The following is a 26,459-nucleotide window of genomic DNA, read 5'->3' on the forward strand; positions in this document are numbered from 1 at the left end:
AATTTGAATAAACGCTTAATTATGAATAGCGCAGGTATAAAAGCCTGCGCTTTTTTATGTTGCCATTAATTCGGCAACATAACCAAAACAGCGGCAATGGCTATGAGTATTAAGCCTGCAGTATCTTGTTTCTTAAGTGGCTGCTTTAACCAAAGAACGGCAATTAGCATGGTAAAAAACACTTCAACCTGTCCAAGTGTTTTAACGTAAGCAACGTGCTGTAAGCTCATTGCACTAAACCAGCCAATAGAACCGACACAACTAAAAACACTAATAGCGGCTGTAGTGCCTTTGTATTGCCACAGTTTACTGAGCGTTTTTGGCTCTTTTAGTAATAAATAGCCCAGTAGTATTAGCGTTTGTAAGCTAATTACAAACAGCAAAACCCAAGCTGCTGAGTGAGGAAATAGTAATCCTGAGTTTAAACTCGCTTCTCGTACCCACAGCGATGTAAGTGCAAAGCAAGTACCACAAGCCAGTCCTAGTAATGCTGTTTTAGCATTAAAGTGTTTAACGCTTGTTATGCCGCTAAGTAGCAATACGGCAATAGCGCCAAAAAACACACCAAGCCAACCGAGCAAAGAAAGTGCCGAGCCAAAAAATAATACACCTAAAATAGCAGCTACTAACGCCTCGCTTTTGGCAAGACCAGCACCTACAGCGTAATTATTCATTTTAAATAGCTTAACCATTAAACCAGTGGCAAGTATTTGCATCACACTTGCGCCTACAATAAATCCCCAAAAGGCATTATTAAACGTAGGCATGGCTGTATCTTGATATTGATACAAACCATATAAATACACGCCAGCAATAGGGCCTGCAATAATAAAGCGGGAGAGGGTTACGCCAGCCACACTCACATCGTTACTTAATTTACTTTGCAGGGCATTACGCCATGCTTGCATGAAGGCGGCTAAAAAAGTGAAAAATATCCAGGTCATGGTCGTCATCGTTAAAATGTAAGGCAGTAAAGTTAACAAGCTTTGTGAATTAAAGCGATGCATTAACTATGATGTTGAATATTCATCATCTGCGACATTATGTCGCATGGGTTTGAGGATAAATTTAGCTATAGTAGGTCTGATGTTATTGTTAGCCGCCAGCGTTTGTCATAAAACGTATCTGGCGGCTTTTTTATTACGCTTATGCTAAATTATCCGAAACATCAAAAGGATAAATTATGACAACATTAGTTGTATGTGCATTACTTGCGGTATTAATGCCTTACTTTGCAAAAGTGCCGGTTGCTATAGCAATGGCAAAATTAGGTCGATACGACAATAAACACCCAAGGGCGCAACAAACAAAATTAACCGGCTTTGGTGCACGGGCGCTCGCTGCTCATCAAAACTGTTTTGAATCGCTTGCTGTTTTTGCTGTCGCTATTGCAGTTGTACTGTGCACTAACTCTGTAGGTGCAGTGACCGAAACGCTAGCGGTTACGCATATTGTGTCGCGTATTTTGTATTGCGTATTTTACTATATGAACCTAGATATAATTCGCTCATTAGTGTGGTTTATTGGTTTGGGTACAGCCATTGCCATGATTGTGGTGAGTTTGTAGGTTTATATTTTAAAACCACAAAGCAAGCAGCCTAAAAGGGCGCTTGCTTTGTAGTCTTGAACAACTCGTGGCGTTAATGCGACACTTTAATACGCTCAATTAAATCGGTAGGCGCCACTTCACTATTAATCGCAAAATCTAGTTGCACAAGTACATCTTCAAAACCTGAATCTGATGCTTTATATTTCCATTTTGCTAGCGCCTCTTTCGCTGATTTATCAAAAATATCTTTAGGTTTAGATTGAATAACACTAATGTTTTTTGTTTTACCGTTTGCTGCAATATCGTATTTTAATACAACAGAGCCGCTGATCCCTTGTTGAGCTGCTTGTATTGGGTAAGCAGGTTCAATGCGTATTGTTGGTGAAATGTGATCCTCTTTAGTCATTGCTTCTGGTTGCTTTGCAATCGCTAATCCGCTTAGCATACTTGCTGCTACAAGCAATAAGCCACCTTTAGCAAACTTTGAACGCTCCCCGCTGTGTTTTATATTAATTAGTCGTTGTAACATGGTTTTTTTATCTCCGTAGTGTGAATAAGCCATAAGTCCTGTGGGCGCATTTGCCGCGCAGTTTATTAAGGCTTTGCTATATAAAATATGTTGTTGTGTGGTTTTATTGCTAAGTACCCGTTCATCACAAGTCAGCTCTTGTAGTCGGCGCATGCTTGCGTAGCAAAACCAAGCTAGTGGGTTAAACCAAAGTAAAATAGTAGGTAGTAATATAAGTGCGTTTGTTAGGTTGTCTTTGCGTTTTATGTGTACGTTTTCGTGCTCTAAAATAAGCGCTAATGTGGCTTTATCAAACTGGGTATTGTAGTTACTCGGTAACACCAGCTTGCTGTTTAAAATACCGACCACCATTGGCGTGGCTACATGTTGGCTGGTATAAGTTTTAACATCAGCGGTAAGAGTGCCTTCAAATTGTGTTAACTCAGTTAACTGCAGGCTTTTAACAAAGCGGGTATGCGTAATAAAGCTAGCTATTAATAACCCAGCGGTAATAAGTACATACATGAGCGCCCAGCTAATACCCATTTCGTGTGTAAAAGGCTGGTTAGGGGTGATTAAGAAATGGCTAATATTGCTATTTTGCAGTGGTTTAATCGCATTTGGTAAATTAGCAATCACCAATGCCGCAGGTAATAGCCATGCTAATTTATATACAAACCGCGAGCCAAGGGCTTTTAAACCAAATCGCTCAAGTAAAATAAATCCACAAAACAAAATACTTAATAGTAGTTGCTGCTCAATTAACCAATTGAAACCAGTTTGAATAACCATGTTAATCCCTTACTTTTGGTTTTTTTCCCAGTCATCTATAACTTTTTTAAGCTCGTTTATATCTTGCTGAGAAAGCTGCTCCGATTTAGCAAAACCACTTACAAGTGGCGCAATACGTCCACTAAAAAATCGCTCAATAAAGTTTTGGCTTTCTTTTAAGGTGTAGTCGGCGCGCTCCATACAGGGAGTATAAATATATTGGCGACCTTCTTTTTCAAATGTAAGTGCGCCTTTTTTTACTAGTCGACCTAGCAGGGTTTTAATGGTTTTTTCGTGCCATTGCTTATCGTCGCTTAAGCGCTCAATTATTTGGCTCGCGGTGGCGGGGTAGTTAATCCAAAGTGCGTCGAGCACGTCAAACTCTGCTTTTGATAATTCAATCATTTTATCGCCTACAAGTGTAATCTTTAATTTAAGACTACACCTGTAATCTATTTTTGCAAGTTTATTTTTTAACTTTTTGAGATGTAGTTAAGTGACTTGGTATTAGATTTTTGAAATATCGGTTTTATTAATTTGTATATATTGGTTTTCAGGTAGGTTTAGCTTTGAAAGGGTGAGGTCACTAAATTGCACTCTAAATAAATCAATTACTTTGTATCCGCAGTAATGCGCCATTTTACGTATTTGTCTGTTTAGCCCTTGTTTTAAAACAATACTAAACTGATTACTGGCTATTTTATTTACCTCACAAGGCAGGGTTATGTGTTTATCAACGGGTACGCCTGCTGCCATTTTTTTACAAAAAGCATCGTCTAAAGGCTTATTTACGGTGACTAAATAATGTTTAGGCTGGTGGAAGTCAGGATGTATTAGTTGATTACAAAAATCTCCATCGTTGGTCAAAATAAGCAAACCACGAGAGTCTTTATCTAATCGACCAATAGGGTAAACACGGGTGAGTGTGGGCAAATGGTGAATAAGGCTGGCTGGGTCATCAATATTTAATTTGCAGTCAATACCTACTGGTTTGTGGTACGCAAAATAAACTAAATCGGCAGCACCTTTAATTTCTTTTTCGTTCACTATTATTGTGTCTTGCTCATCAACGTGATCTATATGATTCGCTGGGCGATTATTTACAGTCACTACACCTTCATCAATTAAACGCGATGCTTGTTTACGAGAACAAATACCTGCATGGGCAATATATTTAGCGAGTCGGATTTTTGTGCTCATAACGTGTGACGCCAGCGGCTAATAAAAATTTGATCGTGATTATAGCAAAGCTGCGTATCGATAATGTTAAATAACCAGAACTCAGGTTAAATATAAAAAGGTAGCCAAGATGGGTATTAAATTTTCACAGTTAAAAAAGCACGAGCCGCTACAAAAAGTTATTGTTCACTCGTTAGATATGGCGCTTTATCAAGTATCGGTAATGATTAATAACGTTGAATACTATGTAACAGAAGACAGCGGTGAGTTTTTAAGAGCGCTAAGCCCACTGCATGTTCAAAAGCGTTTTGAAAAAATAGCGTACGCACAGATGATGTTAAGGCAAACAAGCGCTTACGACGAAATGTGCGGTCAGCCGGATAAAACCAGCAGCAATATGCTTGAAGTACCTTATGGTAAAAATAATCTTTATTGATTGAGCTAATTTGCTAGTATCTGCTTTTTAAGGGCGATAAATGTATCAATTAAAAGTAGATAATACCGATGCTTTAAACTCAGCGCTTCGCGCACAAATGGTTGAATTTAACGCCCAGCATTTTGATGCGCAAAGAGTGCCATTAGGCTATAAATTTACTGATGAGCAGGGCGAGCTTGTTGCCGGTATTAGTGGGTGTGTGTTTGGAAACTGGCTGATGATTAGTTGGCTTTGGTGTAGCAATATTGCACGAGGTAAAGGGCTTGCAGATAAATTGCTAACGGCACTTGAGCAAGCTGCTATTGAGCTAGGTGCTACAACTGCTCAGCTTGATACACTTGATTTTCAAGCAAAACCCTTTTATGAAAAGCGCGGTTATAGTGTTAAGTATCAACTTAATAATTACCCACGCTCAGGTACGCGTTACTTTATGGAAAAACCACTTTAATTTTTGCTGGCTATTTTGCTTTTAGTGGCTCGCCTCCAAAGGTAATACCTAAAAAAGGTGTTGCCTCTGGTGCTAACATAAACGTGCGAATGTTCATGTGATCATCCCCTTTAGGGTTTTGCAGCACGTCTTCTCGGTAAAACTTACCAAAACAATCCAACGTATTTTGTTTACTTAAATCGTTTAATTTAGCAAACGCAAAAATTTTACACGAGCCGTTGTTCTCACTCGCAGCGCTAAGTAATCCATGGTTATTAAAGCCACATGCAGTAAAGTCGTAATTTGCTTCTATCACGGCCATTGTATCGGTAAATTGAATGCTTTTTGGGTTTTCAGCAAGTGCTTTTAAATAGTTATTTAGTGTCATGTGTTACCTTTGGATTTTTAATTATTTAGCGCTCAACTCTAGCTCATCTGTTTGCTGATTTATATTGAATTTAAATCGCGATAAAAAATTCATTCCTAGCAAACCTTGCCCACGGGTGTTTTCAATACTCAACACTTCAAAACCATAAATAATTTGCGAGCCCACTTTAAACGATTCAATTTGATAACGCTTTACAACAATTTGACCATTAGCTGTGTTGACCGTTACATCGCCTAAATACAAAGGTCGTGGCGAAATTTGCTCAATTATACTTGTAGGTAGTGAGGTTACGCTTGCGCCTGTATCAATCATTAGTTCGGTCGATAGGTTGTTATTTATTTCGGTGTTTATTAAGTAATGCGCGCCGTAAGGCGTTAAAGCAACAAAGTCGTCTTGCGATTGTGCTTTATTGATCATCGCTTGCAGTGTTTGCACTTGGCTTTTTAGATTGTGCTGGTTTGGCATTCGATCAAGGGTTGCTTGTGCGCTAATTAAATCGCCTTGCTGATAGTAGGCATACGCAAGCGGATATAAAAACTGCGCGTTATCGCTTTTATAATCAAGCCAAATTTGTGTTTGCTCAATAATAGCTTGCCAATTTTGTTGCTCAGTTAATGTGTGTAATTCGTTTTGAGTGAGCGTATTTAAACGTGTATTTACATTACTTTGCTGATGAGCAGGCAGTAATGAATTAAGCTCAAATAAAGCAATAATGGCATTTTGTGTTTGCTCGCTATTTATTAAATACTCAACCTGTAAATTAAGTAACTCTACGTTATAAGGGCTGTTATTTAATAGCGCATTGAGAAATGATTCGCTGAGTAATAAATTGCTATTTAGCCATGTTTTAAGCTGTATCAGCCACGATGAATAAAGGTTTTTTGCGATTTCTGGATTGCTGTTTTTGAGTTGTTGATAGCTACTAAGTGCGGCTTCAAATTGGTGTTTTTTAAACTGCTGCTTTGCCGTATTTAATAGCGTATTTTGTTGTTTAGGCGATATGCTTTTTTCAGCACCTTGCGTTTTTTGTACTTTGGTTGGCGCGGGCTGCGGCCACAATAAATAAGCGTTAAGGCTAAGTGAGCCAATTAATAGCAAGGTAATTAGCTTGGTATAGTGGCTCATTGTGACCTCTTATTTAATGCAATTGGTATTATTTAATAAAGTGCGTTAAGGCATGAATATTGGCTATTTCAATATCAGCCAGCCCTTTATAAGCATAATTAACGCCTTGGTCGTTTAACCATACCGATTGGCAACCGGCATTATTTGCGCCTTGTACGTCGGTATCTAGGCTATCGCCAATGTGTAAAATTTCACTTTTAGCAACGTTTAAGTGCTCGGCGGCTTTATCAAATAAGGTGCTGTGAGGTTTTGCTTTACCGTGCATACCGGCTTGTAACACGAGCGAAAATTTATTGTGTAAGTTAAAGCGTTCAATTTCAACATTACCATTAGTTATAGCAACCAGCGTAAAGTGCTGGGCTAAGTTATCTAGCAGCTTTAGTACGTCGTCGGTTACCACTATTTTACTGCGCGCATCGGCAAAGGCGTTGTAGGCAGCATCGGCATGGTACTCTACCTCTTGCTCATTCAAATCTAGTTTAGAAAGGGCTAAGCGCAATGTATGTTGGCGCCATTTAGTGACGTTATCAGCAAGTTCAGGTAACTGTAATACGGCTTCATTGCGGCATTGTTGCCAGTATTTGGGGCCTTGGGCTAAGTAGCTAGGGAGCGCGTTTAAATAATCTTGCTGCGCTTTAACCGCTGCTTTTATAATGGGGTGATTGTTGTAAAGAGTGTCGTCTAAATCAAAGCTCATGACAGAAAATGGCTTAATAGCACGATTAAATCGGATCATTTTTATTTACCTAATCAGTTCGTTTTTTTGCACGAGGGTGAGTGTTGTCGTACACCTTGGCTAAATGTTGAAAATCTAAATGTGTATACACTTGTGTAGCCGACAAACTGCTGTGCCCTAGTAACTCTTGCACGGCGCGTAAATCACCAGATGATTCTAAAATATGTGACGCAAACGAGTGGCGTAGCTTATGCGGATGAACCTGCGAGCTAATGCCTTGTTTTATTCCCCACTCTTGCATGCGTAGGCGCACTTGGCGAATCGAAATACGGTTTTTTTGGCTACTTAAAAATACTGCTATTTCATCGGGCTTTGCAAACTGAGGGCGTATTGTGAGCCATTTTTTTAATGCGTCTAACGCTTTTTTGCCCACCGGAATTAATCGCTCTTTATTACCTTTACCACGCACTAAAATTTCACCATTGGCAGCGCTAATATCTTGCATGTTAGCGCCAACTAACTCGCTTATACGCAGCCCTGATGAATACATTAACTCCATCATTGCTTTATCTCTAATTGCGAGAGGTTCGTCGTCGGGTATTTCGAGCAAGCGTGCCATTTGATCTACATCGAGATTCTTAGGTAGGGGCTTTGCAAACTTAGGGCCTTTTATACCTATAGCCGGATTATGGTAATGCGATTGCTCGGCAATATTTTTTGCTTTTAAAAACTTATATAAGCTGCGAATACAACTGAGCTTTAAGCTAATTGTACGGCCACTTAATTGTTTTGATCGCAGTGCCATGCTGTAGCGGCGAATATGTTCGCCTTGTACGCCAAACCAGTCATCACATAGTTTGCTAAAATATAGGGCTGCAAAGCCAAGTTGGCTTACGTATTGATTAACTGTGTGCGCTGAATATTGTTTTTCAAACTTTAAATAATCGCTAAATAGCGTTATGGGTGTACGCCAGTGGTCGCTTAGCGCGGTAATATTAGGCGCATCGTCACTCATGCTAGTTTTTGTAACCGCAGGTGTAATGCGTTTATAAAGTCGAGCACAAACAGGTTATCTTGCGCGGGCTCAAAATGGTTTACGTTATTGCTACCAAACGCCAAAATAGCGATAGGGTGCTTGGTGTCGCCAATTAAATAAATAGCGACGGATTGTGTATCTTCACTAAATAATTGTTCGCGCTCTTGTTTATTAATTCGCCCTAAATAATGCCCAGAATGGGTAAGGCGATGCGCAATAAGCTCGTCGTACTCGGGATTGTATTTTACTAATTTGCAGTCGTTAACATCTTCACTTGAGCAGATTATATTGCGTAGATTATTTGCAAGAGTGTCAAAATCGTCATGATTCCAAAGCTGGCGATGACATTGGCTAAACAAACGATATACGAGCTCGTTTTGCGTTGCATGCTTGCTCATAGCATCTATTTGGCTTTTTAAAAGCGTGTTGTGCTCGCGTAATTTACGTTGCTGAATATGTACTAGTGACGTTGCGCCTTGAGCTTGCTGTTGCAGCTCAAGTTGTGCGAGTAGCTCAGGGTGATGAACTAAAAAGTCAGGATGTTGCTGTAAGTAATTAATAACCTGCTCTGTACTTAGCTCGCTCATAGTGCTACTTGTCCGTCGAAAACATGCTCTGCGGGACCAGTCATGCGTACCGGGTGACCTTCACCACTCCAGCGCACTTGCAAAGTACCGCCCGGCAAATCTACTTGAACGGTTGTTGATAATTTATTTTGCATATGACCAATCACCATTGCTGCACACGCACCTGTGCCACAGGCTAGGGTTTCGTTAACGCCGCGCTCCCACACTCTTAGCTTAATGTGTTCTTGCGATACAACCTGCATAAAGCCAATGTTCGCTTTTTGCGGAAAGCGTTCGTGGTTTTCAAGTAATGGACCCAATATATCAACTTGCGCGGTGGTTACGTCGTCAACTTCTAGCACGCAATGTGGGTTACCCATAGATACCGCGCCACTAAACACAGTGTGTTCTTGCGTTCTAATAATATAAGTAAGCTCGCGTTTGCTGGCTTTTAACGGAATTTTACTTGGCTCAAAATTAGGATGGCCCATGTTAACAGTTACTTGACCGTCTTTTTCTATGTAGAGCGTTAAGTTGCCCGACTTAGTCGATACACTAATTTTGTGCTTGTTAGTAAGGCCTTTCATGCGTACAAAGCGGGCAAAACAGCGTGCGCCGTTACCGCATTGTTCTACTTCGGTACCATCGGCATTAAAAATTCGATAATGAAAGTCGAGATCAGGTGAATATGGTGCTTCAACCATCAGCAATTGGTCAAAGCCAATGCCAAAGTGGCGATCTGCCAGTTTTTTGATTTGATCTCGCGACAAAAAAACATTTTGTGTAATGTTATCAATCACAACAAAGTCGTTACCTAAGCCGTGCATTTTGGAAAAATTAACTAACATAGCGCTCTAATTCGGTTTTGCTCTGTGCTAATCATGCCACAGAGCAGCTAGTAGACAAAAACGTTTATGGTAAAACTTTCTCACCTTGATAAAGGCTTTCAATAGTTTCGCGTTCACGAATAAGGTGATGCTGCTGACCATCTACCATTATTTCTGCAACACGCGGGCGCGAGTTGTAGTTTGAGCTCATTGTAAAGCCATATGCACCCGCACTTCGTTGTGCAAGTAAATCGCCTTGTTTAAGCGCTAGTTCACGGTCTTTTCCTAAAAAGTCGCCGGTTTCGCACACCGGACCCACAATATCAAAGTTGTGAGTAGGTGTTTCGTCGTCGCGAACGGATACCGGAATAATTTTTTGCCACGCTTGATAAAGCGCAGGGCGAAGCATGTCGTTCATACCTGCATCTACAATGGCAAAAAATTTGTCTTGGTTTTGTTTAATAAATTCAACTTGAGTAACCAAAATACCTGCGTTAGCTGCAATTGCGCGTCCTGGTTCAAAAATAAGTTCAAGATGTTTGTAGTTAGCTAAGCGTTCGGTAACTTGCGCTGCATATTCACTTGGGTGTGGTGGTTGCTCGTTGTCGTATGGCACGCCTAAACCGCCACCAATATCTAAGTGGGTTAGCTCAATACCGTTGGTTTTTAGCTCATCAATAAGCGCCATTAATTTATCAAGGGCTTCTAAAAAAGGTCTAACTTGCGTTAATTGAGAGCCAATATGGCAATCGACACCAATTACTTTTAAACCAGGTAAAGCCGCTGCTTGTTGATAAACACTCACTGCTGTTTGAATATCAATACCAAATTTATTTTCTTTTAAACCGGTAGAAATATACGGATGTGTCTTTGCATCTATGTCTGGGTTTACGCGAATAGAAATAGGCGCTTCTAGGTTAAGCTCGCAAGCCACTTCAGAAATACGTTCAAGCTCAGACGCCGACTCTACATTAAAACATTTAATGCCCAGTTTTAATGCGTAAGCTATTTCGTCAGACGTTTTAGCTACGCCTGAAAAAACCACTTTAGAAGCATCGCCTCCCGCTTTAATTACACGCGCTAGTTCACCTTTAGATACAATATCGAAACCCGATCCTAAGCGCGCTAATATATTAAGTACGGCAATATTTGAGTTTGCTTTTACAGCGTAACATACCAAGCTTTTATGATTTTTAGTGGCGTTAGCAAATGCTAAGTAATGGCGCTCAAATGTAGCACGCGAGTATACATAACACGGCGTGCCATATTGCTGCGCTATGCTTGCTACGCTGACGTCTTCGGCAAATAATTGGTTGTTTTTGTAGTTAAAATAATCCATTTATTGCTCCTGACTTTGCGATGCTTTAGCTTGCTCAGCGGTAGTGGCTGGTTTAGCTGTATTTTGAGGTTGGTTTTGCTCTGTTTGTTGCTCTGGTAAATATAACGGACCGCTTTGTCCGCAGCCAGCTAAGGCGCTTAACAGTACAGTGCTTATTAATAGTCTTTTTAATTGTAAGGTATGTGTCGCTTTCATTAGATTAATACGGTTGCTGGCTTTATAATCGCAGAGTAACAGAATATCTAAAAAATGCAGCTATTCGCGGATGATTTTATTCCTGTTACACTAGCTGCACATTTTTAAAGCTAATTTAAAGCTAAAACGTACCCAATATTAGGCGGCTCGCCTGCAAAGGAAATAATAATGACTGAACACGAATATCACCAATTAGCCGAAGCTCTTATGTTCACTATTGAAGAGCAGGTTGATGATTGCGAAGCTGATTTAGATTATGAATCGGCACAAGGTATTTTAGAAATTATTTTTCCTGATAAAAGTAAAATAGTGATCAATAAGCAAGCACCTCTTCATCAAGTATGGGTTGCGACTAAGTTTAACGGACATCATTTTGAAATGCGTGATGGGTTATGGATTGATAACCGCTCTGGCGCTGAATTTTGGGCGTTTATAAATGAAGCCTCAACTCGCCAAGCAGGCCAAGAAGTTAAGTGGCAATCATCACTATGAGTTTAGAATTTGTAGAATATGCAGCCCAAAGTGAACATAAAGCAACGGTTATTTGGTTACATGGTTTAGGTGACTCTGGGGATGGTTTTGCGCCAGTAGCCCCGCAGCTAAATTTACCAAGCGAGCTTGGTATACGGTTTATTTTTCCGCATGCGCCAGTGCAACCGGTCACCATAAATGGTGGCATGGAAATGCGCTCTTGGTACGATATTAAGTCTATAGAATTAGATAAGCGTGCCGATGAACAAGGCGTAAGAGATTCTGCTGCAAAGGTAGAAGAGTTAATTAATAAAGAAATTGCTAATGGCATTCCTGCTAATAAAATAATTTTAGCTGGTTTTTCTCAAGGTGGTGTTGTGTCTTTGCATTTAGCGCCGCGCTTTGAGCAAAAGCTTGGGGGTGTTATGGCGCTTTCTACTTATATGTGTGTGCCACACAAATTTGCTGATGAAGCAAAACATACTGATTTAAACGTATTTATGGCTCATGGTAGCCAAGATAACGTTGTACCGCACAGTGCGGGTAGAAATGCGTTTGAAGTATTAACAGCACATAACATGGATGTAAGCTGGCAAGAATATCCAATGGCTCATCAAGTTTGCGCAGAAGAATTGCAAGCTATTCGCCAATGGTTAATTGCTCGTTTAAGCTAATTTTGGAACCGCTGAGGTCAATATGAGTCAAAAAATAGTTATAAAAGCAAATGTTAAACGCGAATTACAACAGAGCGTACCAACGGTAAGCTACGAGTGGAATTGGCGTCGTATTGTGAGTATTGCTATGTTGGTATTAATGACCTCTGCAGCAGTTGTTTATGGCTTAACCACCTCTGTTAATGCAGAGCAAGGTGAGCACCCAAATGAGCAGGAACAATTCTTAAGTTTCAGCAGTAACGCTGAAAACCAAACAAGCGATGAGGTAATGGATGTTGAGCCTCAATCATCAGTAAACAATACCCCAGCTGAGTCTGCAGAGGTAACTCAAGCGAGTATTGAACCTTTGTTAGCTGAGCAAAATGAGACTCAACTAAGCATTTCAAGTAATACACCTGTCGAAGTAGACCTTGTAAATAATCCCCCGGCTTTGTTGGCTAACAACGATATTGTTACTGATCAAAGCGAAAGTATTAATACAGAGTTAAACTCAAACCTTGATAATGATGTGCAAGAAGAAACCGCAGAAGCCCAAAACGTAACTGAGCCTGCTAGTCAAAGTGACTTACTTTTAGAGTTAGAAAGTGATGATGGCGCATTGAGTGGCACTGAAGGTTTTTCCTCTACAGCACATGTGGCAAGTGTGGCATTGGGCGCGCAAATAGACACGGGTAAAATTAGTCGTGCGGTACTTACTCGTAAAGTAAGTAAGCGTGAGCCTACTAATGTGTTTGCTGCTGATATTAGGTTAAGCCAGTTTGAGGAAGGGTTATCGTTTTTTAGCGAGATTAAAAACCTTCAAGGCCAGCAAGTTAAGCATGTTTGGTCGTTTGAAGGTGAAACGATGGCTGAAATTACACTTAATGTTACTTCGCCTCGTTACAGAACGTACTCAACAAAAAATATCATGAACACACAAACAGGTCATTGGCGTGTTGATGTAGTTGATGAGCAAGGTAATTTAATTGCCCAAAAAGAATTTAGAATTTTAGCTGACTAAAACTGGCTAAACGCAGTAATTAATTGGATACCCCTATGACAGAAAAAACAAAATTAGTACGCATCGCAACGCGCAAAAGCGCTCTAGCACTTTGGCAGGCCGAATTTGTAAAAGCAGAGCTTGAGCGTTTTCATGCAGATGTGCGCGTAGAATTAGTCCCAATGTCGACGCAAGGGGATATAATTTTAGATACGCCATTGGCTAAAATTGGCGGTAAAGGCTTATTTGTTAAAGAACTAGAGCAAGCCATGCTAGATGGCCGAGCTGACATTGCCGTACATTCTATGAAAGATGTGCCAGTAGAGTTTCCTCAAGGGCTAGCACTGCATACTATTTGTGAGCGTGAGGATCCACGCGATGCGTTTGTATCAAACAATTTTGCTAATTTAAGTGAGCTACCACAAGGCGCTATTGTTGGTACTTCAAGCTTACGCCGCCAGTGCCAAATTAAGGCACTTCGCCCTGATTTAGATATTCGTGATTTACGCGGCAATGTAAATACGCGTTTAGGTAAATTAGATGACGGCCAATATGATGCTATTATTTTAGCGGCTGCAGGGCTTATTCGTTTAGAAATGGAGTCGCGTATTGCTGACTACATTGAGCCAGAAGTGTCATTACCAGCAAATGGTCAAGGCGCTGTAGGTATTGAATGTCGTATTGATGATGAAGTAACCAAAGCATTACTTGCACCACTTGAGCATACACAAACACGTATTCGCGTAAACGCAGAGCGTTCGATGAATCGCTATTTAGAAGGTGGTTGCCAAGTTCCTATTGGTGCTTATGCATTGGTTGATGGCGAACAAGTGCATTTGCGTGGTTTAGTTGGTGCTGTTGATGGCAGCGAAATTTTACGCGACGAAGTAACAGGCCATGTAAATGACGCAGAAAAACTAGGTATTGAGCTTGCTAAAAAATTACTAGCTCAAGGTGCAGACAAAATATTAGCTGAAGTTTATAGAGACGCATAAATGACACATATTCTGATAACTCGGCCCGAAGGAAAAGGCGCAGCCCTTGCACAGCAACTTGAGCAAGCGGGTTATCAGGCGTCTTTATTTCCGGTATTAAAAATAACGCATTTAGCACCCTCCAGCACTGAGCTTAGTCCACTATTAAATGCAGATAAAATAATATTTATATCGCAAGATGCAGTCAGTGCACTTTCGCAATTAAAACCAGATATAAATACCAAAGCGCAATTTTATGCGGTTGGACAACAAACAGCCGATGTTATATATGAGCAATTTGGTGTGCGCGCAGCAGTACCAAAGCAGTATGATTCAGAAGGGTTACTTGCGCTTAAATCACTCGCCGAGGTGGATGGCTGTAATATAGTATTAGTTAAGGGCCAAGGTGGCCGCCCTGAGTTAGCTAAAACGCTCAAAGAGCGCGGTGCTTTTTTAAATAATTGTGTTGTGTACAAACGTGAACCGACAGAGAGTATTACCTCTAACTGGACAGACCACTGGAAAAGCCAGAATGTACACGGTATAGTCATAACAAGTAATGCAGCAGTTGATGCTATATTTAAAAGCCTTACTGCACACCAACTACAATGGTTACAACAGTGCCGATTTTATGTTGCTAGCGAGCGTATAGCCGCTTATTTAAAGCTGCAACAGGTAAGTTCGGCTAATATACACATTGCAGCAGGGGCTAGCGATAATGCTATGTTTACCTGCATAAATCAGCAAGGTAGCAACATGAGCGAACAGTCAAAGCCAGTAACGGCAGAAAAAGCCACACCAACAATAGCTAACACGACCTCTGCTAAATCAACTAAGCAAGAGCCTACAGCTACAAAAAATACGGCAGACAAAAGTAAACAAAAAATAAGTAAGGTTGCAGTACTTGCGCTTCTTATTTCGTTAATTGTGGCCTCTGGTGTTGGATACGAGTTTTATCAAAAATTAAATGCTGGTAAGGCGCAAAACCTAGCCGTTAATGAGTTAAGCGAGCAAAATAAGTTACTCACCCAGGAGCTGCAAGCACTTAAATCGGCGCAATCTAATTTGCAACAAGCGCTGTTTAATAGTGAAGAAAAAGTTGCCGCAGCCCTAAATGAAAGTGCAGTTCAAAATCAGCAAGAACTAAAAGCGGCTTTGCAAAAGGCGCAGCAACAAGGCTCATCGTTAAACCCGCAGGAAGTAACCAGCTTACAGCGTATGGCTGAGTTTAAACTATGGGCTGAAAAAGACTACCAAGGGACTAGTGCTGTTTTAAAGCGCTTAGATGGATTACTTAGTGAGCACCCAGGAACAGTTGAAGTTCGCCAAGCGATTATGCAAGATATACAAACACTTGATAGCCTTAAGCCTGTTGCAACAGAGGCTATTTATTTACAGTTAAACAGTGTACTAAGCAGTATTGACGACTTAGTTTTTAATGCTGTTAATTTACCAGAAGAAGCAGCTACAATAGATGAAAATGCTTTAAGTGGTGACGTGAGTGATTGGCAGCAAAACTTGAGTAATAGCTGGAATAAAATTGTGGATAGCTTTATTACTATTCGTCAGCACGAGGGTGTTTCCATTGAGCCATTACTTACGGATCAAGAGCGCCATTTAATAAATCAACGAATCAAGCTTAATATAACTCAGGCACAAGATGCACTTATGAGTAAGCAGGCGAGTATTTTCTTTAGCGCCTTAAGTGAAGCAAAACGTTTAGTTGGTGAGTACTTTAAGCAAGACGATGATACAACTAAAACGGTACTCAAAGCGTTGTCTAAACTTGAAAAAGAGCAGCTTAACTTTAATCCAAAAGTAACCTTAAACAGTACACAAAAGGTTAAGGAGTGGGCGCAATGATAGGGCTAATTATTTTAATTGTAGCTATTGTTGTTGTACTCGCGGTTACTCCATTCGTTCTAGATGAAAAAGGTTATGTACTTATTTCATTTAACAATACGACGATAGAAGGCACGATAGTATCGTTTTGTATAATGGCAGTCATTACCGCTGTTGTTTTATATTTAACATATAAGTTAATTCGTTATTTATTATCGATTTATCATAATACTAAGCATGGCTTTTTTGCACGTAGCCAAGAGCGCAAACAAGCAGCTATTGAGCAGGCTCTTTGGAGTGCTATTAATGATGATTACGAGCACGTAGAACAGGCTTTATCGGGTAATAGCGTACCAGATAAGTTTGAAGATATTCGCTTAGCATTACTTGCAAAAGCAGCGCTTGCTAATAATCAAACAGATAAAGCACTTGAGCGTTTATTTGAAATAAGCCCAGAGCATCAATTAAAAGTAGCAAAGCTATGGTTGGCAAGTGGTGATAGTAGCGCGATTGAATCACAAATGCGTATTAGCGCAGAAGCTAAAAAAGCCACCGCACTTGAGTTAAAACTTTATGCAGAAGTATTAGTACAGCAACAACACTTTGGTGCGCTGGAAGACTTTTTGCCGCGTTTACTGCGCAAAAAAGCACTTACTGATGCACAGTGGACGCAGTTATTTAGTGCTTATTTTAGTGCGTTAGATGCAGACAAGCTGAGTGAAAAATATAAACAGCTGCCTAAAAAGCTGCAAGCTCATGCCCACACCGCATATTTAATGCAAATGGCGCAAGCAGGTCAATTGGCTGTTATTGAAAGTGACTTAATTAAGATGGTTAAGCATAGTGAGCAACACTTAGAGCTTGCAAATATATTAAGTAAAGCAACAGCAGCCGATGCAGCTAAGTTGCAAATAAGCATTCAAGAACGGCTTAAGAAGGATGATTCAAATAATTCACTATTACTTGCGCTAGCTTGCCTTGCTAATGCTAAGGGTGATTATGACTTAGCAGCTAGAATATTTGATAAAGCACTGAATAGTGAAAATAAAAAACAGTTCTCTGAACAAGCTGTGTTGAGTTATAAAAATAGTGCACAGGCAGAAAAGGCGCTCGTTTTATATCAATAAATGACTACACTATAACTACTTAGCATTTTTTGTAGTTCAGGAGCACAAGCTTTGAGAAAGTTTTTAATATTAACCCTTAGCTTGGCTTGTGCTTACTTCTTTACAGGATACTTTAGCAACTCACTTCTTTCTGTAGATGGCTATGCGGTCGCCTCCTGGCCGCCCTCAGGAATTGCTTTAGCGAGCTTTTTAATTTGGGGACGTAAGTCATTTATTGGCCTTATTATTGGGGCTTTTTGTACTAACTTAATTCACCTTGAACACACCGTAGATATTTTTCATTTTATTGTGCTTTTACAAGCTATAGGCATTACTTTAGCCTCTGTTTTACAGGCTTGGATTGGCCGACAAATTATAGTGAATGTTATAAAAGCGCCGTTGGATTTATCTTCTTTAAAACACAGTGTTCAAAGCTTAATAGTAGCGGGGCCAATATGTTGTGTTATTGCTGCAGGTGTAGGAACAAGTTTATTAGCATTGAATAATGTGATTCCGACCAATGCTATTTTTGATAACTTTATAGCATGGTGGATTGGCGACAGTATTGGCGTGCTTATATTTACACCTTTAGTACTCGCCGCTTTTAATTACACACAAGTACGCCACCGTATGTTGGTAATTTTACCCTCGCTATTAATTTACATACTGATCAGCGTTAGTTTTTATGGCGCTGCTAGTGTTAAAAAAGAAAAAGATATTCAAAAGCAAGAAGCCAAAATACTTTCTGTGCAAAATGCTATAAGCCAAAAGCTCGATGGTATTACTGCTCATTTAGGCTTATTGGCTACGTTTTTTGCTAGTAGTAGTGACGTGGATTTTAAAGAGTTTAAACAATTTACTTCAAAGCAGTTGGACTACAGCCAAGAAATTCTGGCTTTTGAATGGATACCTTATATACCAGCAAATAAACTCGCAGATTTTGAGACACATGAAAATCCAGCCACAGGCAAACCTCTATATATAAAAGAAAAGTCACTAGATGGAGCTTGGCAACCTGCAGGTACGCGTAGTAATTACTTTCCAGTAAAGTACGTATATCCCTTAAAAGGTAATGAAGATGTTTTAGGGTTTGATTTAGCTTCTAGTAAAGTAAGAGGTGCAGCGCTTAGCAAAGCGAAAGAGCTTAATGAACTTGCACTAAGTGAGCCAATTAATTTGGTCCAAAATACAGCCGAACACGGTGTGCTTTTTTTATATCCTGTTTTTGGAGAGTCCTCTACCGAAGATGATTTTCAAGGCTTTGTGGCAGCGATTGTCAGTCTGAAACGCTTATCGCAAACACTATTATTTGATCACAACAACTCAATTTCAGCTAGTTTTTTTGATACAACGGTACCAGGGAAAAAGCAGGCAATTTATATTGCAGATACCGCTAATTCGCAAGCGCTATTTAAAGAATATCAATTGTTGATTGGCAAACGTATGTGGCAGGTTGAGTTATATGAGCCAATAGTTAGAACGTCTTGGTTAGTATATTGGCTTGCACAAATAGTAGGTATGTTATTTGTGTGGTTACTGATTACATTTTTGATTTCAGTTACTGGTACAAACATACAAATTCGCGAACAAGTGGCTAAGCAAACGCATACATTACGCAAAGAAAAACAAAAAGCAGATGAAGCGAGTCATATAAAGGGGCAGTTTTTAGCAAATATGAGCCACGAAGTCCGCACCCCTATTAACGGTATAAAAGGGCTGCATTATTTAGCGCTCCAGCAAAACGATTGGCAACAAGCTAGAAGTTACATAGAGCAAGCAGATGGGGCACTGGGTGTTTTACTGAGAGTATTAAACGATGTGCTCGACTTTTCAAAAATGGAAGCAGGCAAGCTAGACTTAATGCAAGAGCCTATTAATGTAGCGAGTTTAGCTGATGAAATGCTTAATTTACTTCAATTTGAGGCTGATATTAAATCAATAAAGTTAAGTCTCGATTTTGATAAAACATCAAATTTGGTCATCAATACCGATCCAATCCGCTTAAAACAAGTGCTGCTGAACCTGCTCAATAATGCGGTTAAATTTACAGGGGAAGGTGAAATCACTCTGAAAATTTGGCAGTCGAAAAAAATGACTTATTTTAGTATTAACGATACGGGTATTGGTATTAGTAGCGAAGCACAAAAACAATTGTTTAAACCGTTCGCGCAAGCTGATAGCTCAACCTCACGTCAATATGGTGGTACAGGCTTAGGATTAAGTATTTGCAGAAAACTAGTTGAGTTAATGGGTGGTGCAATTGATTTAGTTAGTTATGAAGGTAAAGGCTCTACATTTACATTTAGTTTGCCGCTAATATCGCCTTTACCAAAGGCAGAGCAAATTCAGCAGCAATACAACGAAATAGACGTAAGTACATTATCATTTACAGGCTATAAATTACTTTTAGTAGAAGATAATCCACTTAATCAGCATGTTGCTAATGCTATTTTAAAAACGAAAGGCTGTATTGCCGACATTGCTAACGATGGTTTTGAGGCCATAGAAAAGCTAGCCGAAAATAGCTACGACATTGTTCTTATGGATATTCAAATGCCAAAAATGGATGGACTCAAAGCAACAAAAGTAATTCGTCGTGATTTAGAGTTAATTGATTTACCCATAATAGGGCTATCGGCGAACGCCCATGACGATGACGTTAAAAAGGCACTAGCCTGTGGAATGAATGGTTATATCACCAAACCTATTGATGCAAATACGCTTTTTAAAACTCTTTGGCACCACTTATCAGGAAAATAAGCTGTATCATTTTTTTGCACAAAAAGCAGACATATGACCGCTAAAACTTACCGCAAATCATATAGACTTGAAAAATAACTGTATCTGCGTATCATGCGCGCAAATTTAACTAAACTGGGTTGCTATTATGATCAATAGAAAATTACCTTTGCTAGATATTCACCGCCATTTAGACGGTAATGTACGTGCGCAAACCATATTAGAACTTGGTCGACAGTTTAATATAGAGCTACCTGCAGATAACGTTGAAGCATTAATCCCTCATGTTCAAGTTATTGATCCTGAACCAAACCTCATGGCTTTTTTACAAAAGTTAGATTGGGGAGTTACTGTGCTTGGCGACTACGATGCGTGTAGACGTATCGCAATTGAAAACATTGAAGATGCACAAGCACAAGGTCTTGATTATGTGGAGCTTCGATTTAGCCCTTACTACATGGCACAAAGCCAAGGTTTACACCCAGAAGGCGTTGTAGAGGCAGTTGTTGATGGTATTAAATCAGCAACAAAGGGCGCAAATATAAAAGCTAACTTGATTGGTATTTTATCGCGTACTTATGGCGTAAAAACGTGTCAAAAAGAGCTTGATGCATTACTCGCATTTAAAAATGATTTAGTTGCTGTTGATTTAGCCGGTGACGAAATTGGCTTCCCGGGTGATTTGTTTGTAGAGCACTTTAAACAAGTACGAAATGCGTATTTAGCTTCGACTGTCCATGCTGGAGAAGCACTTGGTGCTCCAAGTATTTGGCAAGCAATTAATGAGTTGGGTGCGAGCAGAATAGGGCATGGCGTTAAAGCAATTGAAGATCCAAAACTAATGGATTATTTACGCGATAACCGTATTGGTATTGAGTCATGCTTAACAAGTAATATTCAAACCAGTACAGTAAACGATTTAACTAAGCACCCACTTAAACCGTTTTTAGATCATGGTATTTTAGCGTGTATTAATACTGATGATCCTGCGGTTGAAGGTATTGAAATTGAGTATGAATATACCGTTGCTGCACCTAAGGCAGGCTTATCTCAAGCTGATATGGAAAAAGCCCAAAAAAATGCTTTAGAAATAGCATTTTTAAGCGATGGCGATAAAAAAGAACTTTTAGCACTCGTTAGCGCACGTTAATGTAAGAGCATTAAAAATGCCGCTTTATATAAGCGGCATTTTTGTATCTGCAATTTAGTGTGTTTGGCAGCTTATGTAATTATCGTAAAGTGCTTTAAGTACATCTGCTCGGCTGATCATACCGATTACTTTAACACCCTCTACAACAGGGTAGTTTTTTGGTTTACCAGGCTGCATCTGCTGTGCAAGCTCAATAATGTTGGTATCGCCGCTAACGGTCACTACCTCTGTTTGCATAAGCTGCGAGACTTTAACCATCCCATCACAAAAATAACTGCTTTGCGTAAGTGGTTGTAACAGCTCTTGCTCTGATATAAATCCAACTAAGCATTTATCTTTATCAAATACTGGTGCGCCAAGTAGTTTAAATTTTTGTAGTTCTGCTATGGCTGTCGTCATTTCTGTATCTGGTGTGATATTTGGCAATTTGCGTTGCATAAAATCTTTTACTTTTGTATTTAGCATTTGGGTCTCTCCCGCTGATGTTCTATACAAAGTATGGTTTATAGATAGGGATTTAGGAAATTGTTTATATTGATGGAGTTGATAGGTTTTAACTATTAAATATTTGTTGTTATAAAAATAAAGGCACCGATTAGGTGCCTTTATTTATAACTGAAAGTAAATTTCAATTATTTGATAAATGCGAATGCATCTGCGTACATGTTTTCACGAATTGCACCATGAGTAATAAAGTCATCACGGACAATACCTATCATGTCAAAACGACCTGCCATATAAATATCGTATGGTTCTAGTGACACAATATCTTGCATTACTGCTTTGTGTACATAGCCAGTGTGTCCTTGCCAATTAGCAGATGGATTTTCTACTACAGGAATAAACTTAAAGTTCTCATGGCTATCTGCCCATGTTTGCATTTCTGTATGTGCGTATAAAGCAGATTCTTCTTTTACGCCCCAGTAAAACAACACAGGACGGTCGCATTTTATTTCAGCTAAATGATCAGCCATTGATTTTGCGTATGAAAAACCAGTACCACCGGCGAGTAAAATAATAGGGCGCTCACATTGCAGGCGCAACTGTGAAATACCCAAGCCAGCTTCAATGTCTACTAACTGCCCTGTGGTATGGGCGTTTCGTAAATGCTCTAACGATTGCATTGCATACGAATCGGCACCTGAGGCGCCAATATGCAGTTCTATTGCATCGCACTGTGAAGGGCGACTAGCTATAGAAAAAGCACGTTTGTCTTTTTCGCCTAATACGAGTTGCATGTATTGGCCAGCTTCAAAGGTCACAGGTTGTTGTGGCTTTAAAATTACTTTATGAACAAATTCTGTAAGTGGGCTGATAGCTACAACTTCAGCTTTTAATGTTTGCATTTTTTACCTTTTAGCAGCGCTTGTAACAGCAGATACGCAATCGAATAGCTCGATTCTAGCATATCTGCAGGGTTATTTTATAGCCTGATATGTACTTACATATAAACACTTAAACAATATTAAGGCTTTCCCAAATATCATCTACGCGGTCTTTGGTGCCTTTATCCATAACAATAGGCTCGCCCCATTCGCGGGTGGTTTCGCCAGGCCATTTATTGGTAGCATCCATTCCCATTTTTGAACCAAGACCTGAGACTGGCGATGCAAAATCGAGATAATCAATAGGTGTGTTTTCTATTAATGTTGTATCACGCGCTGGATCCATTCGGGTTGTTATAGCCCAAATAACATCTTCCCAATCGCGGGCGTTAACATCGTCATCGCAGACGATTACAAATTTGGTGTACATAAACTGACGTAAGAACGACCAAACTCCCATCATCACGCGCTTAGCATGGCCTGGATATTGTTTTTTCATTGTTACAATCGCCATACGATATGAGCACCCTTCAGGCGGAAGGTAAAAGTCGACAATTTCAGGGAATTGCTTTTGTAATATCGGTACAAACACTTCATTAAGTGCCACACCTAAAATAGCAGGCTCATCAGGCGGACGGCCAGTAAATGTGCTGTGATAAATAGGATCTTTACGATGCGTTAAGTGAGTGACCGTCATTACTGGAAAGTCATCGACTTCATTATAGTAACCGGTATGGTCACCATAAGGGCCTTCTGGCGCCATTTCACCAGGCATTATGTAACCTTCAAGTACTATTTCTGCACTGGCAGGGACTTGTAGGTCATTTGAAATAGATTTTACAACTTCGGTTCTGCTGCCACGTAATAAGCCAGCGAATGCATATTCGCTTAGAGTGTCAGGTACAGGCGTTACAGCACCTAATATAGTGGCAGGATCGGCACCTAATGCTACTGATACAGGGTAGGGTTGCCCTGGGTTTTCTTTACACCATTCTTGAAAATCAAGCGCGCCACCACGATGTGACAACCAGCGCATAATTATTTTATTTTTGCCTAATAATTGCTGGCGATAAATACCTAAATTTTGGCGCTTTTTATAAGGCCCTTTAGTAACGGTAAGGCCCCATGTAATTAATGGCGCTGCATCACCTGGCCAACAATGTTGAATAGGTAATTTAGTTAAATCTACATCATCACCTTCTAAAACTACTTGTTGGCAAGGCGCTTTTTTAACTTCTTTTGCAGGCATATTAAGCACTTGCTTAAAAATAGGTATAGCGCCTAGTGCTTCTTTAATACCCTTTGGTGGATCAGGTTCTTTTAAAAAAGCGAGTAGCTTACCCACTTCGCGAAGCTCGCTAACATCTGTTTGGCCCATGCCCATTGCTACGCGTTTTGGTGTACCAAATAAGTTGGTAAGCACCGGCATATCGTAGCCTTTTGGGTTTTCAAATAATAACGCAGGACCTTTTGCACGTAAGGTGCGATCAGATATTTCGGTCATTTCAAGATACGGGTCGATTTCTTGGGTGATACGTTTAAGTTCGCCTTTTTTTTCAAGCAAATCGATAAAATCACGTAGATCTTTATATTTCATTGTGGGCCGCTATTAAGCAAAAGAGTTAAAGTATTATACCCATTTCATGCAAGGCAAGTCATTACTTGCACTTAAAACTTAAAGCGCTCTACGGCACTCGTTAAAGAGTGTGCAAGTTGGTTTACGTCTTCACTTTCGCTTGCTAGGGTTGTCGCGTTTTGGGCATTCAAGGTTGCTTGCTCTGTCACCTTTGCCATTATTTGTTGAATGTCGCCACTGTTAGTCAATTGCTCATGTGATGCATGAGCAATTTGCTCACTCATCTGATTAACAGACAACAATGTGCTTTTAATACGCTCTACGGCTTTATTTAGTTCAGTGCTGTTTTTAACACATTGCTTGGCTTGGTGTTGGCCATCAGTAATGTGTTCTTGAGTTGTTTTAGTGTGTTGTTGCAATGTTTGGATCATGGTGTTTATTTCGCTAGTCGAGGTTTGTGTTCGTGCAGCTAATGATCGAACCTCATCAGCAACTACAGCAAACCCGCGTCCGTTTTCACCCGCTCGCGCTGCTTCAATTGCAGCATTAAGTGCAAGTAAGTTAGTCTGCTCGGCAATGCTACTAATTGTTTCAACAATGGCTTCAATAAGCTGGGTGTACTGTGCGAGTTCTTCTGTGCTGCCTACTGCTTTATCAAGGCGCTGCAATAAAGTTTCTATACTTATTAGACTATTTTGATTAGCAATCTCGTTTACATCATTTGCAAATTGCGATGCGTTTGTTATTTCACTTGATGTTTTATCTGCTTGTTCATAAACCGCTTGTGAGTTGATTAGCATATTTTGTGCAAGCGATGTTGCCTGCGCGCTTCGCTCTAACTGCTGTTGTGCAACAACCGTCATTTGCTGACCTTTTTCACTGGTTTTAATAGCGCTGCGGTCTAGCTCGTGGGCGTCACTACTAATTGCACCAATTAGGTTAGTCAGGTCTTCACTGAGTTTATTTATGTTATTTAGCAAAGTACCAAATTCATCCTTACTACGTGGGTGGCTTCGCTTTGATAAATCACCTGAGGCGATTCGGGCTAAATCGCGGTTTACTTTTTTAAGCGGTTTTAGCATTGCGCGAGTTGTAAAAATAGAGATAGCGATAATCAATATAATTAAAACAATCGTAATAATTACTACAGAACTAATCCCTGTATTTATGGCGGCCTTTGCATTAGTTTGTAAGGCATTAAAGCGCTCATCAGCCAATTTATTAAGTTCAATAAGCTGACCTTCTGTTGTTATAAATTGCTGTTGAAAGTGTTCAAAATTTTGAGCCGCAGCAATAGCACTTTTGAGTACTTTATTTTGTTGGGCATAAATTCCTGTATCGTTGTTAAGCAATTCTCTTAATTGATTAAACTTAGCCGTTAAATTTTTAGCATTAAACGCATTATTAAAAGGTAGCGCTTGTTGCTCTAAATAGGTGAAATTAGGTTGGATGTTATCTAGTAGAAATAGAGTATCTTGCTGATGACTATTTAAATCATTGATACTTGCAGTTTGAGTAATGCTTTTTATATTATTGCTTAAGTTAAACAATAAATCGTCTATACGGGTCGCTGTTCCAAACATAGCATTAAGTAACGCCTGCTGTTTTACAGGCACTTCTAAAAGTTCTATATCAAGTAAGTTAGAACTTAAATTGTAAAGTTGCTCGTTAAACGTTGCTGATAATTCTATGGTGGAATTTTGCGCTACAAACTTACGCTCTTTAGCGCTAAACATTGCGACACTTACTTCAGTCAGTTGCTCGAAGCCTGCGTTGGTACTGGTGAGTAAATTTTGCATGGTTATTTGTTGATTTAGTTGAGCGCTTAACGAATTGAGCATATCGCTAAATTGTAGTTGCTCAACTTGCGCCTGTTTTTTATTTTGTTGAAGTAAATCAAGGTTTGCTTGGCTGTAAGCTAAGGCGTTAAATTTGGTAATAGACAGTAATGATAGCCTTAAATCTTTGCTGAACTGTTGTACCGGAACCGCTAATTTTTCGGTGCGGGTATTGTTAACGCTAATTTTGTTTAATGACCAATAAAAAAATACACTACTTGTTAGCACCAATATGCCAATGGCTGTAAAGGCTAAAATTATTTTATGTTTGATCGCAATTGAACGCATAACTTCATCACAATAATGGGTCTTTAATTATTGTAGCATTATTGTAATTTATTGGTTGTTTTTATGTTAAGCCTTGGTGCACTGTCTTTTTTTACCTGCAATGATTAACATGGCTTCATTACCCTTACCCCAAAACAGTACCTCTTCACTTATATATTTATTCCCAGATGCACTTTTTTCGTGATTAAGTACATGCACTTTATTGTTAAAGATAAGTTCGGCTTCAGAATTATTAATAATATTGAGTTTTACGCTCTCATCATCGCATTGGTAAGCAGTACTGGTTTTTAAATCACTACATGCGGTTAAGCTTAGTAAAATAGCGATTAATGCTAAATATACTTTCATTTTTCCTCCCATCTTCTTTAAACGTTAGTTAAAACACAGGGCAAAATTTTAATCTAATGTAAGAATAACAAAGCAAAATTAACCGTTGGTGAAAGTAGCGCTTTAAGTTATGTTTATAGCAATATTT

At 39.6% G+C, this 26,459-nt stretch carries 28 protein-coding genes; 11 read left to right on the forward strand and 17 right to left on the reverse strand.

Annotation, left to right across the window (positions count from 1 at the left end):
• Positions 1–65: 65 nt before the first annotated feature.
• Positions 66–953, reverse strand: a complete 888-nt coding sequence (locus tag QMA08_RS16730; protein ID WP_188085500.1) for a DMT family transporter — start codon at positions 951–953, stop codon at positions 66–68.
• Between the two features lie 230 nt (positions 954–1,183).
• Here QMA08_RS16730 and QMA08_RS16735 point away from each other — a divergent pair, with 230 nt between their 5' ends.
• Entirely contained in the window at positions 1,184–1,567 is a 384-nt protein-coding gene (locus QMA08_RS16735) for an MAPEG family protein (RefSeq protein ID WP_290174997.1), read from the forward strand.
• Between the two features lie 73 nt (positions 1,568–1,640).
• Here QMA08_RS16735 and QMA08_RS16740 read toward each other — a convergent pair whose 3' ends face one another.
• From QMA08_RS16740 to QMA08_RS16750, 3 genes are all read right to left on the reverse strand, one after another.
• Positions 1,641–2,849 (reverse strand): M56 family metallopeptidase, encoded by a 1,209-nt coding sequence (locus QMA08_RS16740; RefSeq protein WP_290174998.1) that lies wholly within the window; start codon positions 2,847–2,849, stop codon positions 1,641–1,643.
• 9 nt (positions 2,850–2,858) lie between these two features.
• Entirely contained in the window at positions 2,859–3,233 is a 375-nt protein-coding gene (locus tag QMA08_RS16745; RefSeq protein WP_007377323.1) for a BlaI/MecI/CopY family transcriptional regulator, read from the reverse strand.
• A gap of 102 nt (positions 3,234–3,335) precedes the next feature.
• Entirely contained in the window at positions 3,336–4,028 is a 693-nt protein-coding gene (locus tag QMA08_RS16750) for a pseudouridine synthase (RefSeq protein WP_002961005.1), read from the reverse strand.
• 109 nt (positions 4,029–4,137) lie between these two features.
• Here QMA08_RS16750 and QMA08_RS16755 point away from each other — a divergent pair, with 109 nt between their 5' ends.
• Together QMA08_RS16755 and QMA08_RS16760 are read left to right on the forward strand one after the other, a co-directional pair.
• On the forward strand, positions 4,138–4,443 hold the full coding sequence (locus tag QMA08_RS16755) for a DUF6482 family protein (protein WP_002961002.1): 306 nt from the start codon (positions 4,138–4,140) through the stop codon (positions 4,441–4,443).
• 40 nt (positions 4,444–4,483) lie between these two features.
• On the forward strand, positions 4,484–4,891 hold the full coding sequence (locus QMA08_RS16760; RefSeq protein WP_290174999.1) for a GNAT family N-acetyltransferase: 408 nt from the start codon (positions 4,484–4,486) through the stop codon (positions 4,889–4,891).
• A gap of 10 nt (positions 4,892–4,901) precedes the next feature.
• Here QMA08_RS16760 and QMA08_RS16765 read toward each other — a convergent pair whose 3' ends face one another.
• The 8 genes from QMA08_RS16765 to QMA08_RS16800 all read right to left on the reverse strand — a co-directional run bounded on the left by QMA08_RS16765 (position 4,902) and on the right by QMA08_RS16800 (position 11,022).
• Positions 4,902–5,258, reverse strand: coding sequence for a HopJ type III effector protein (locus QMA08_RS16765; RefSeq protein ID WP_290175000.1), 357 nt, complete (start codon positions 5,256–5,258; stop codon positions 4,902–4,904).
• Between the two features lie 21 nt (positions 5,259–5,279).
• Positions 5,280–6,383 (reverse strand): retroviral-like aspartic protease family protein, encoded by a 1,104-nt coding sequence (locus QMA08_RS16770; protein ID WP_290175001.1) that lies wholly within the window; start codon positions 6,381–6,383, stop codon positions 5,280–5,282.
• 28 nt (positions 6,384–6,411) lie between these two features.
• Complete coding sequence (locus QMA08_RS16775; RefSeq protein WP_290175002.1) at positions 6,412–7,119, reverse strand: HAD-IA family hydrolase; 708 nt, start codon at positions 7,117–7,119, stop codon at positions 6,412–6,414.
• Positions 7,120–7,129: 10 nt separating this feature from the next.
• Positions 7,130–8,074 carry a tyrosine recombinase XerC gene (locus QMA08_RS16780; RefSeq protein WP_024594613.1) on the reverse strand — a complete coding sequence of 315 codons (945 nt, stop codon included), beginning with the start codon at positions 8,072–8,074 and terminating at the stop codon, positions 7,130–7,132.
• Positions 8,071–8,682: a DUF484 family protein gene (locus QMA08_RS16785; protein WP_290175003.1), complete on the reverse strand. Its 612-nt coding sequence runs from the start codon at positions 8,680–8,682 to the stop codon at positions 8,071–8,073. Before QMA08_RS16785 ends, QMA08_RS16780 begins: the two co-directional genes overlap by 4 nt.
• The gene (gene dapF / locus QMA08_RS16790; RefSeq protein ID WP_002960987.1) at positions 8,679–9,509 is read right to left on the reverse strand and encodes a diaminopimelate epimerase; all 831 of its coding nucleotides are present in this window, start codon (positions 9,507–9,509) and stop codon (positions 8,679–8,681) included. The genes QMA08_RS16785 and dapF overlap by 4 nt, the downstream gene beginning before the upstream one ends.
• Before the next feature lie 64 nt (positions 9,510–9,573).
• A complete protein-coding gene (lysA, locus tag QMA08_RS16795) occupies positions 9,574–10,827 on the reverse strand; it encodes a diaminopimelate decarboxylase (RefSeq protein WP_002960983.1) in 1,254 nt (417 codons plus the stop codon).
• The gene (locus tag QMA08_RS16800) at positions 10,828–11,022 is read right to left on the reverse strand and encodes a lipoprotein (protein WP_024594615.1); all 195 of its coding nucleotides are present in this window, start codon (positions 11,020–11,022) and stop codon (positions 10,828–10,830) included.
• 168 nt (positions 11,023–11,190) lie between these two features.
• Between QMA08_RS16800 and cyaY the strand changes: the two genes are divergently transcribed.
• The 8 genes from cyaY (at position 11,191) to add (ending at position 20,957) form a co-directional block, all read left to right on the forward strand.
• Positions 11,191–11,514, forward strand: a complete 324-nt coding sequence (cyaY, locus tag QMA08_RS16805; protein WP_002960979.1) for an iron donor protein CyaY — start codon at positions 11,191–11,193, stop codon at positions 11,512–11,514.
• On the forward strand, positions 11,511–12,167 hold the full coding sequence (locus QMA08_RS16810) for an alpha/beta fold hydrolase (RefSeq protein ID WP_002960978.1): 657 nt from the start codon (positions 11,511–11,513) through the stop codon (positions 12,165–12,167). Before cyaY ends, QMA08_RS16810 begins: the two co-directional genes overlap by 4 nt.
• A 22-nt stretch (positions 12,168–12,189) precedes the next feature.
• The gene (locus tag QMA08_RS16815; RefSeq protein WP_149603362.1) at positions 12,190–13,167 is read left to right on the forward strand and encodes a DUF2914 domain-containing protein; all 978 of its coding nucleotides are present in this window, start codon (positions 12,190–12,192) and stop codon (positions 13,165–13,167) included.
• Between the two features lie 35 nt (positions 13,168–13,202).
• Positions 13,203–14,141, forward strand: a complete 939-nt coding sequence (hemC, locus tag QMA08_RS16820) for a hydroxymethylbilane synthase (protein ID WP_024594617.1) — start codon at positions 13,203–13,205, stop codon at positions 14,139–14,141.
• Entirely contained in the window at positions 14,142–15,983 is a 1,842-nt protein-coding gene (locus QMA08_RS16825; protein ID WP_290175004.1) for a uroporphyrinogen-III synthase, read from the forward strand.
• Positions 15,980–17,089, forward strand: a complete 1,110-nt coding sequence (locus QMA08_RS16830; protein WP_290175005.1) for a heme biosynthesis HemY N-terminal domain-containing protein — start codon at positions 15,980–15,982, stop codon at positions 17,087–17,089. The genes QMA08_RS16825 and QMA08_RS16830 overlap by 4 nt, the downstream gene beginning before the upstream one ends.
• Before the next feature lie 51 nt (positions 17,090–17,140).
• Positions 17,141–19,828 carry a CHASE domain-containing protein gene (locus tag QMA08_RS16835; RefSeq protein ID WP_290175006.1) on the forward strand — a complete coding sequence of 896 codons (2,688 nt, stop codon included), beginning with the start codon at positions 17,141–17,143 and terminating at the stop codon, positions 19,826–19,828.
• A 127-nt stretch (positions 19,829–19,955) separates the two neighbouring features.
• Positions 19,956–20,957 (forward strand): adenosine deaminase, encoded by a 1,002-nt coding sequence (add, locus tag QMA08_RS16840; protein ID WP_290175007.1) that lies wholly within the window; start codon positions 19,956–19,958, stop codon positions 20,955–20,957.
• A gap of 54 nt (positions 20,958–21,011) precedes the next feature.
• On the opposite strand, the gene QMA08_RS16845 is transcribed toward add, so the two are convergent.
• The 5 genes from QMA08_RS16845 to QMA08_RS16865 all read right to left on the reverse strand — a co-directional run bounded on the left by QMA08_RS16845 (position 21,012) and on the right by QMA08_RS16865 (position 26,332).
• Positions 21,012–21,422 (reverse strand): CBS domain-containing protein, encoded by a 411-nt coding sequence (locus QMA08_RS16845; protein WP_182753027.1) that lies wholly within the window; start codon positions 21,420–21,422, stop codon positions 21,012–21,014.
• A 167-nt stretch (positions 21,423–21,589) separates the two neighbouring features.
• Positions 21,590–22,303, reverse strand: coding sequence for an NAD(P)H-flavin reductase (gene fre, locus QMA08_RS16850; RefSeq protein ID WP_002960960.1), 714 nt, complete (start codon positions 22,301–22,303; stop codon positions 21,590–21,592).
• A 109-nt stretch (positions 22,304–22,412) separates the two neighbouring features.
• Positions 22,413–23,879 (reverse strand): 4-hydroxy-3-polyprenylbenzoate decarboxylase, encoded by a 1,467-nt coding sequence (ubiD, locus tag QMA08_RS16855; RefSeq protein ID WP_149603358.1) that lies wholly within the window; start codon positions 23,877–23,879, stop codon positions 22,413–22,415.
• 71 nt (positions 23,880–23,950) lie between these two features.
• Positions 23,951–25,984: a methyl-accepting chemotaxis protein gene (locus tag QMA08_RS16860; RefSeq protein ID WP_290175008.1), complete on the reverse strand. Its 2,034-nt coding sequence runs from the start codon at positions 25,982–25,984 to the stop codon at positions 23,951–23,953.
• Between the two features lie 66 nt (positions 25,985–26,050).
• On the reverse strand, positions 26,051–26,332 hold the full coding sequence (locus tag QMA08_RS16865) for an MliC family protein (RefSeq protein ID WP_182724818.1): 282 nt from the start codon (positions 26,330–26,332) through the stop codon (positions 26,051–26,053).
• Positions 26,333–26,459: the final 127 nt, after the last annotated feature.

The organism is Pseudoalteromonas sp. APC 3355 (genome assembly GCF_030407615.1).
Classification (GTDB): domain Bacteria; phylum Pseudomonadota; class Gammaproteobacteria; order Enterobacterales; family Alteromonadaceae; genus Pseudoalteromonas; species Pseudoalteromonas distincta.

Bases quoted from the DNA above. Each gene is read 5' to 3' on its own strand.
- QMA08_RS16815 (WP_149603362.1), top strand. From the start codon at position 12,190: ATGAGTCAAAAAATAGTTATAAAAGCAAATGTTAAACGCGAATTACAA.
- lysA (WP_002960983.1), bottom strand. From the start codon at position 10,827: ATGGATTATTTTAACTACAAAAACAACCAATTATTTGCCGAAGACGTC.
- QMA08_RS16830 (WP_290175005.1), top strand. From the start codon at position 15,980: ATGATAGGGCTAATTATTTTAATTGTAGCTATTGTTGTTGTACTCGCG.
- QMA08_RS16740 (WP_290174998.1), bottom strand. From the start codon at position 2,849: ATGGTTATTCAAACTGGTTTCAATTGGTTAATTGAGCAGCAACTACTA.
- QMA08_RS16730 (WP_188085500.1), bottom strand. From the start codon at position 953: ATGACGACCATGACCTGGATATTTTTCACTTTTTTAGCCGCCTTCATG.
- QMA08_RS16765 (WP_290175000.1), bottom strand. From the start codon at position 5,258: ATGACACTAAATAACTATTTAAAAGCACTTGCTGAAAACCCAAAAAGC.
- hemC (WP_024594617.1), top strand. From the start codon at position 13,203: ATGACAGAAAAAACAAAATTAGTACGCATCGCAACGCGCAAAAGCGCT.
- QMA08_RS16745 (WP_007377323.1), bottom strand. From the start codon at position 3,233: ATGATTGAATTATCAAAAGCAGAGTTTGACGTGCTCGACGCACTTTGG.
- QMA08_RS16760 (WP_290174999.1), top strand. From the start codon at position 4,484: ATGTATCAATTAAAAGTAGATAATACCGATGCTTTAAACTCAGCGCTT.
- QMA08_RS16775 (WP_290175002.1), bottom strand. From the start codon at position 7,119: ATGATCCGATTTAATCGTGCTATTAAGCCATTTTCTGTCATGAGCTTT.
- QMA08_RS16825 (WP_290175004.1), top strand. From the start codon at position 14,142: ATGACACATATTCTGATAACTCGGCCCGAAGGAAAAGGCGCAGCCCTT.
- QMA08_RS16865 (WP_182724818.1), bottom strand. From the start codon at position 26,332: ATGAAAGTATATTTAGCATTAATCGCTATTTTACTAAGCTTAACCGCA.
- QMA08_RS16770 (WP_290175001.1), bottom strand. From the start codon at position 6,383: ATGAGCCACTATACCAAGCTAATTACCTTGCTATTAATTGGCTCACTT.
- QMA08_RS16860 (WP_290175008.1), bottom strand. From the start codon at position 25,984: ATGCGTTCAATTGCGATCAAACATAAAATAATTTTAGCCTTTACAGCC.
- QMA08_RS16780 (WP_024594613.1), bottom strand. From the start codon at position 8,074: ATGAGTGACGATGCGCCTAATATTACCGCGCTAAGCGACCACTGGCGT.
- QMA08_RS16755 (WP_002961002.1), top strand. From the start codon at position 4,138: ATGGGTATTAAATTTTCACAGTTAAAAAAGCACGAGCCGCTACAAAAA.
- cyaY (WP_002960979.1), top strand. From the start codon at position 11,191: ATGACTGAACACGAATATCACCAATTAGCCGAAGCTCTTATGTTCACT.
- QMA08_RS16750 (WP_002961005.1), bottom strand. From the start codon at position 4,028: ATGAGCACAAAAATCCGACTCGCTAAATATATTGCCCATGCAGGTATT.
- fre (WP_002960960.1), bottom strand. From the start codon at position 22,303: ATGCAAACATTAAAAGCTGAAGTTGTAGCTATCAGCCCACTTACAGAA.
- add (WP_290175007.1), top strand. From the start codon at position 19,956: ATGATCAATAGAAAATTACCTTTGCTAGATATTCACCGCCATTTAGAC.
- dapF (WP_002960987.1), bottom strand. From the start codon at position 9,509: ATGTTAGTTAATTTTTCCAAAATGCACGGCTTAGGTAACGACTTTGTT.
- QMA08_RS16735 (WP_290174997.1), top strand. From the start codon at position 1,184: ATGACAACATTAGTTGTATGTGCATTACTTGCGGTATTAATGCCTTAC.
- QMA08_RS16800 (WP_024594615.1), bottom strand. From the start codon at position 11,022: ATGAAAGCGACACATACCTTACAATTAAAAAGACTATTAATAAGCACT.
- ubiD (WP_149603358.1), bottom strand. From the start codon at position 23,879: ATGAAATATAAAGATCTACGTGATTTTATCGATTTGCTTGAAAAAAAA.
- QMA08_RS16845 (WP_182753027.1), bottom strand. From the start codon at position 21,422: ATGCTAAATACAAAAGTAAAAGATTTTATGCAACGCAAATTGCCAAAT.
- QMA08_RS16785 (WP_290175003.1), bottom strand. From the start codon at position 8,682: ATGAGCGAGCTAAGTACAGAGCAGGTTATTAATTACTTACAGCAACAT.
- QMA08_RS16810 (WP_002960978.1), top strand. From the start codon at position 11,511: ATGAGTTTAGAATTTGTAGAATATGCAGCCCAAAGTGAACATAAAGCA.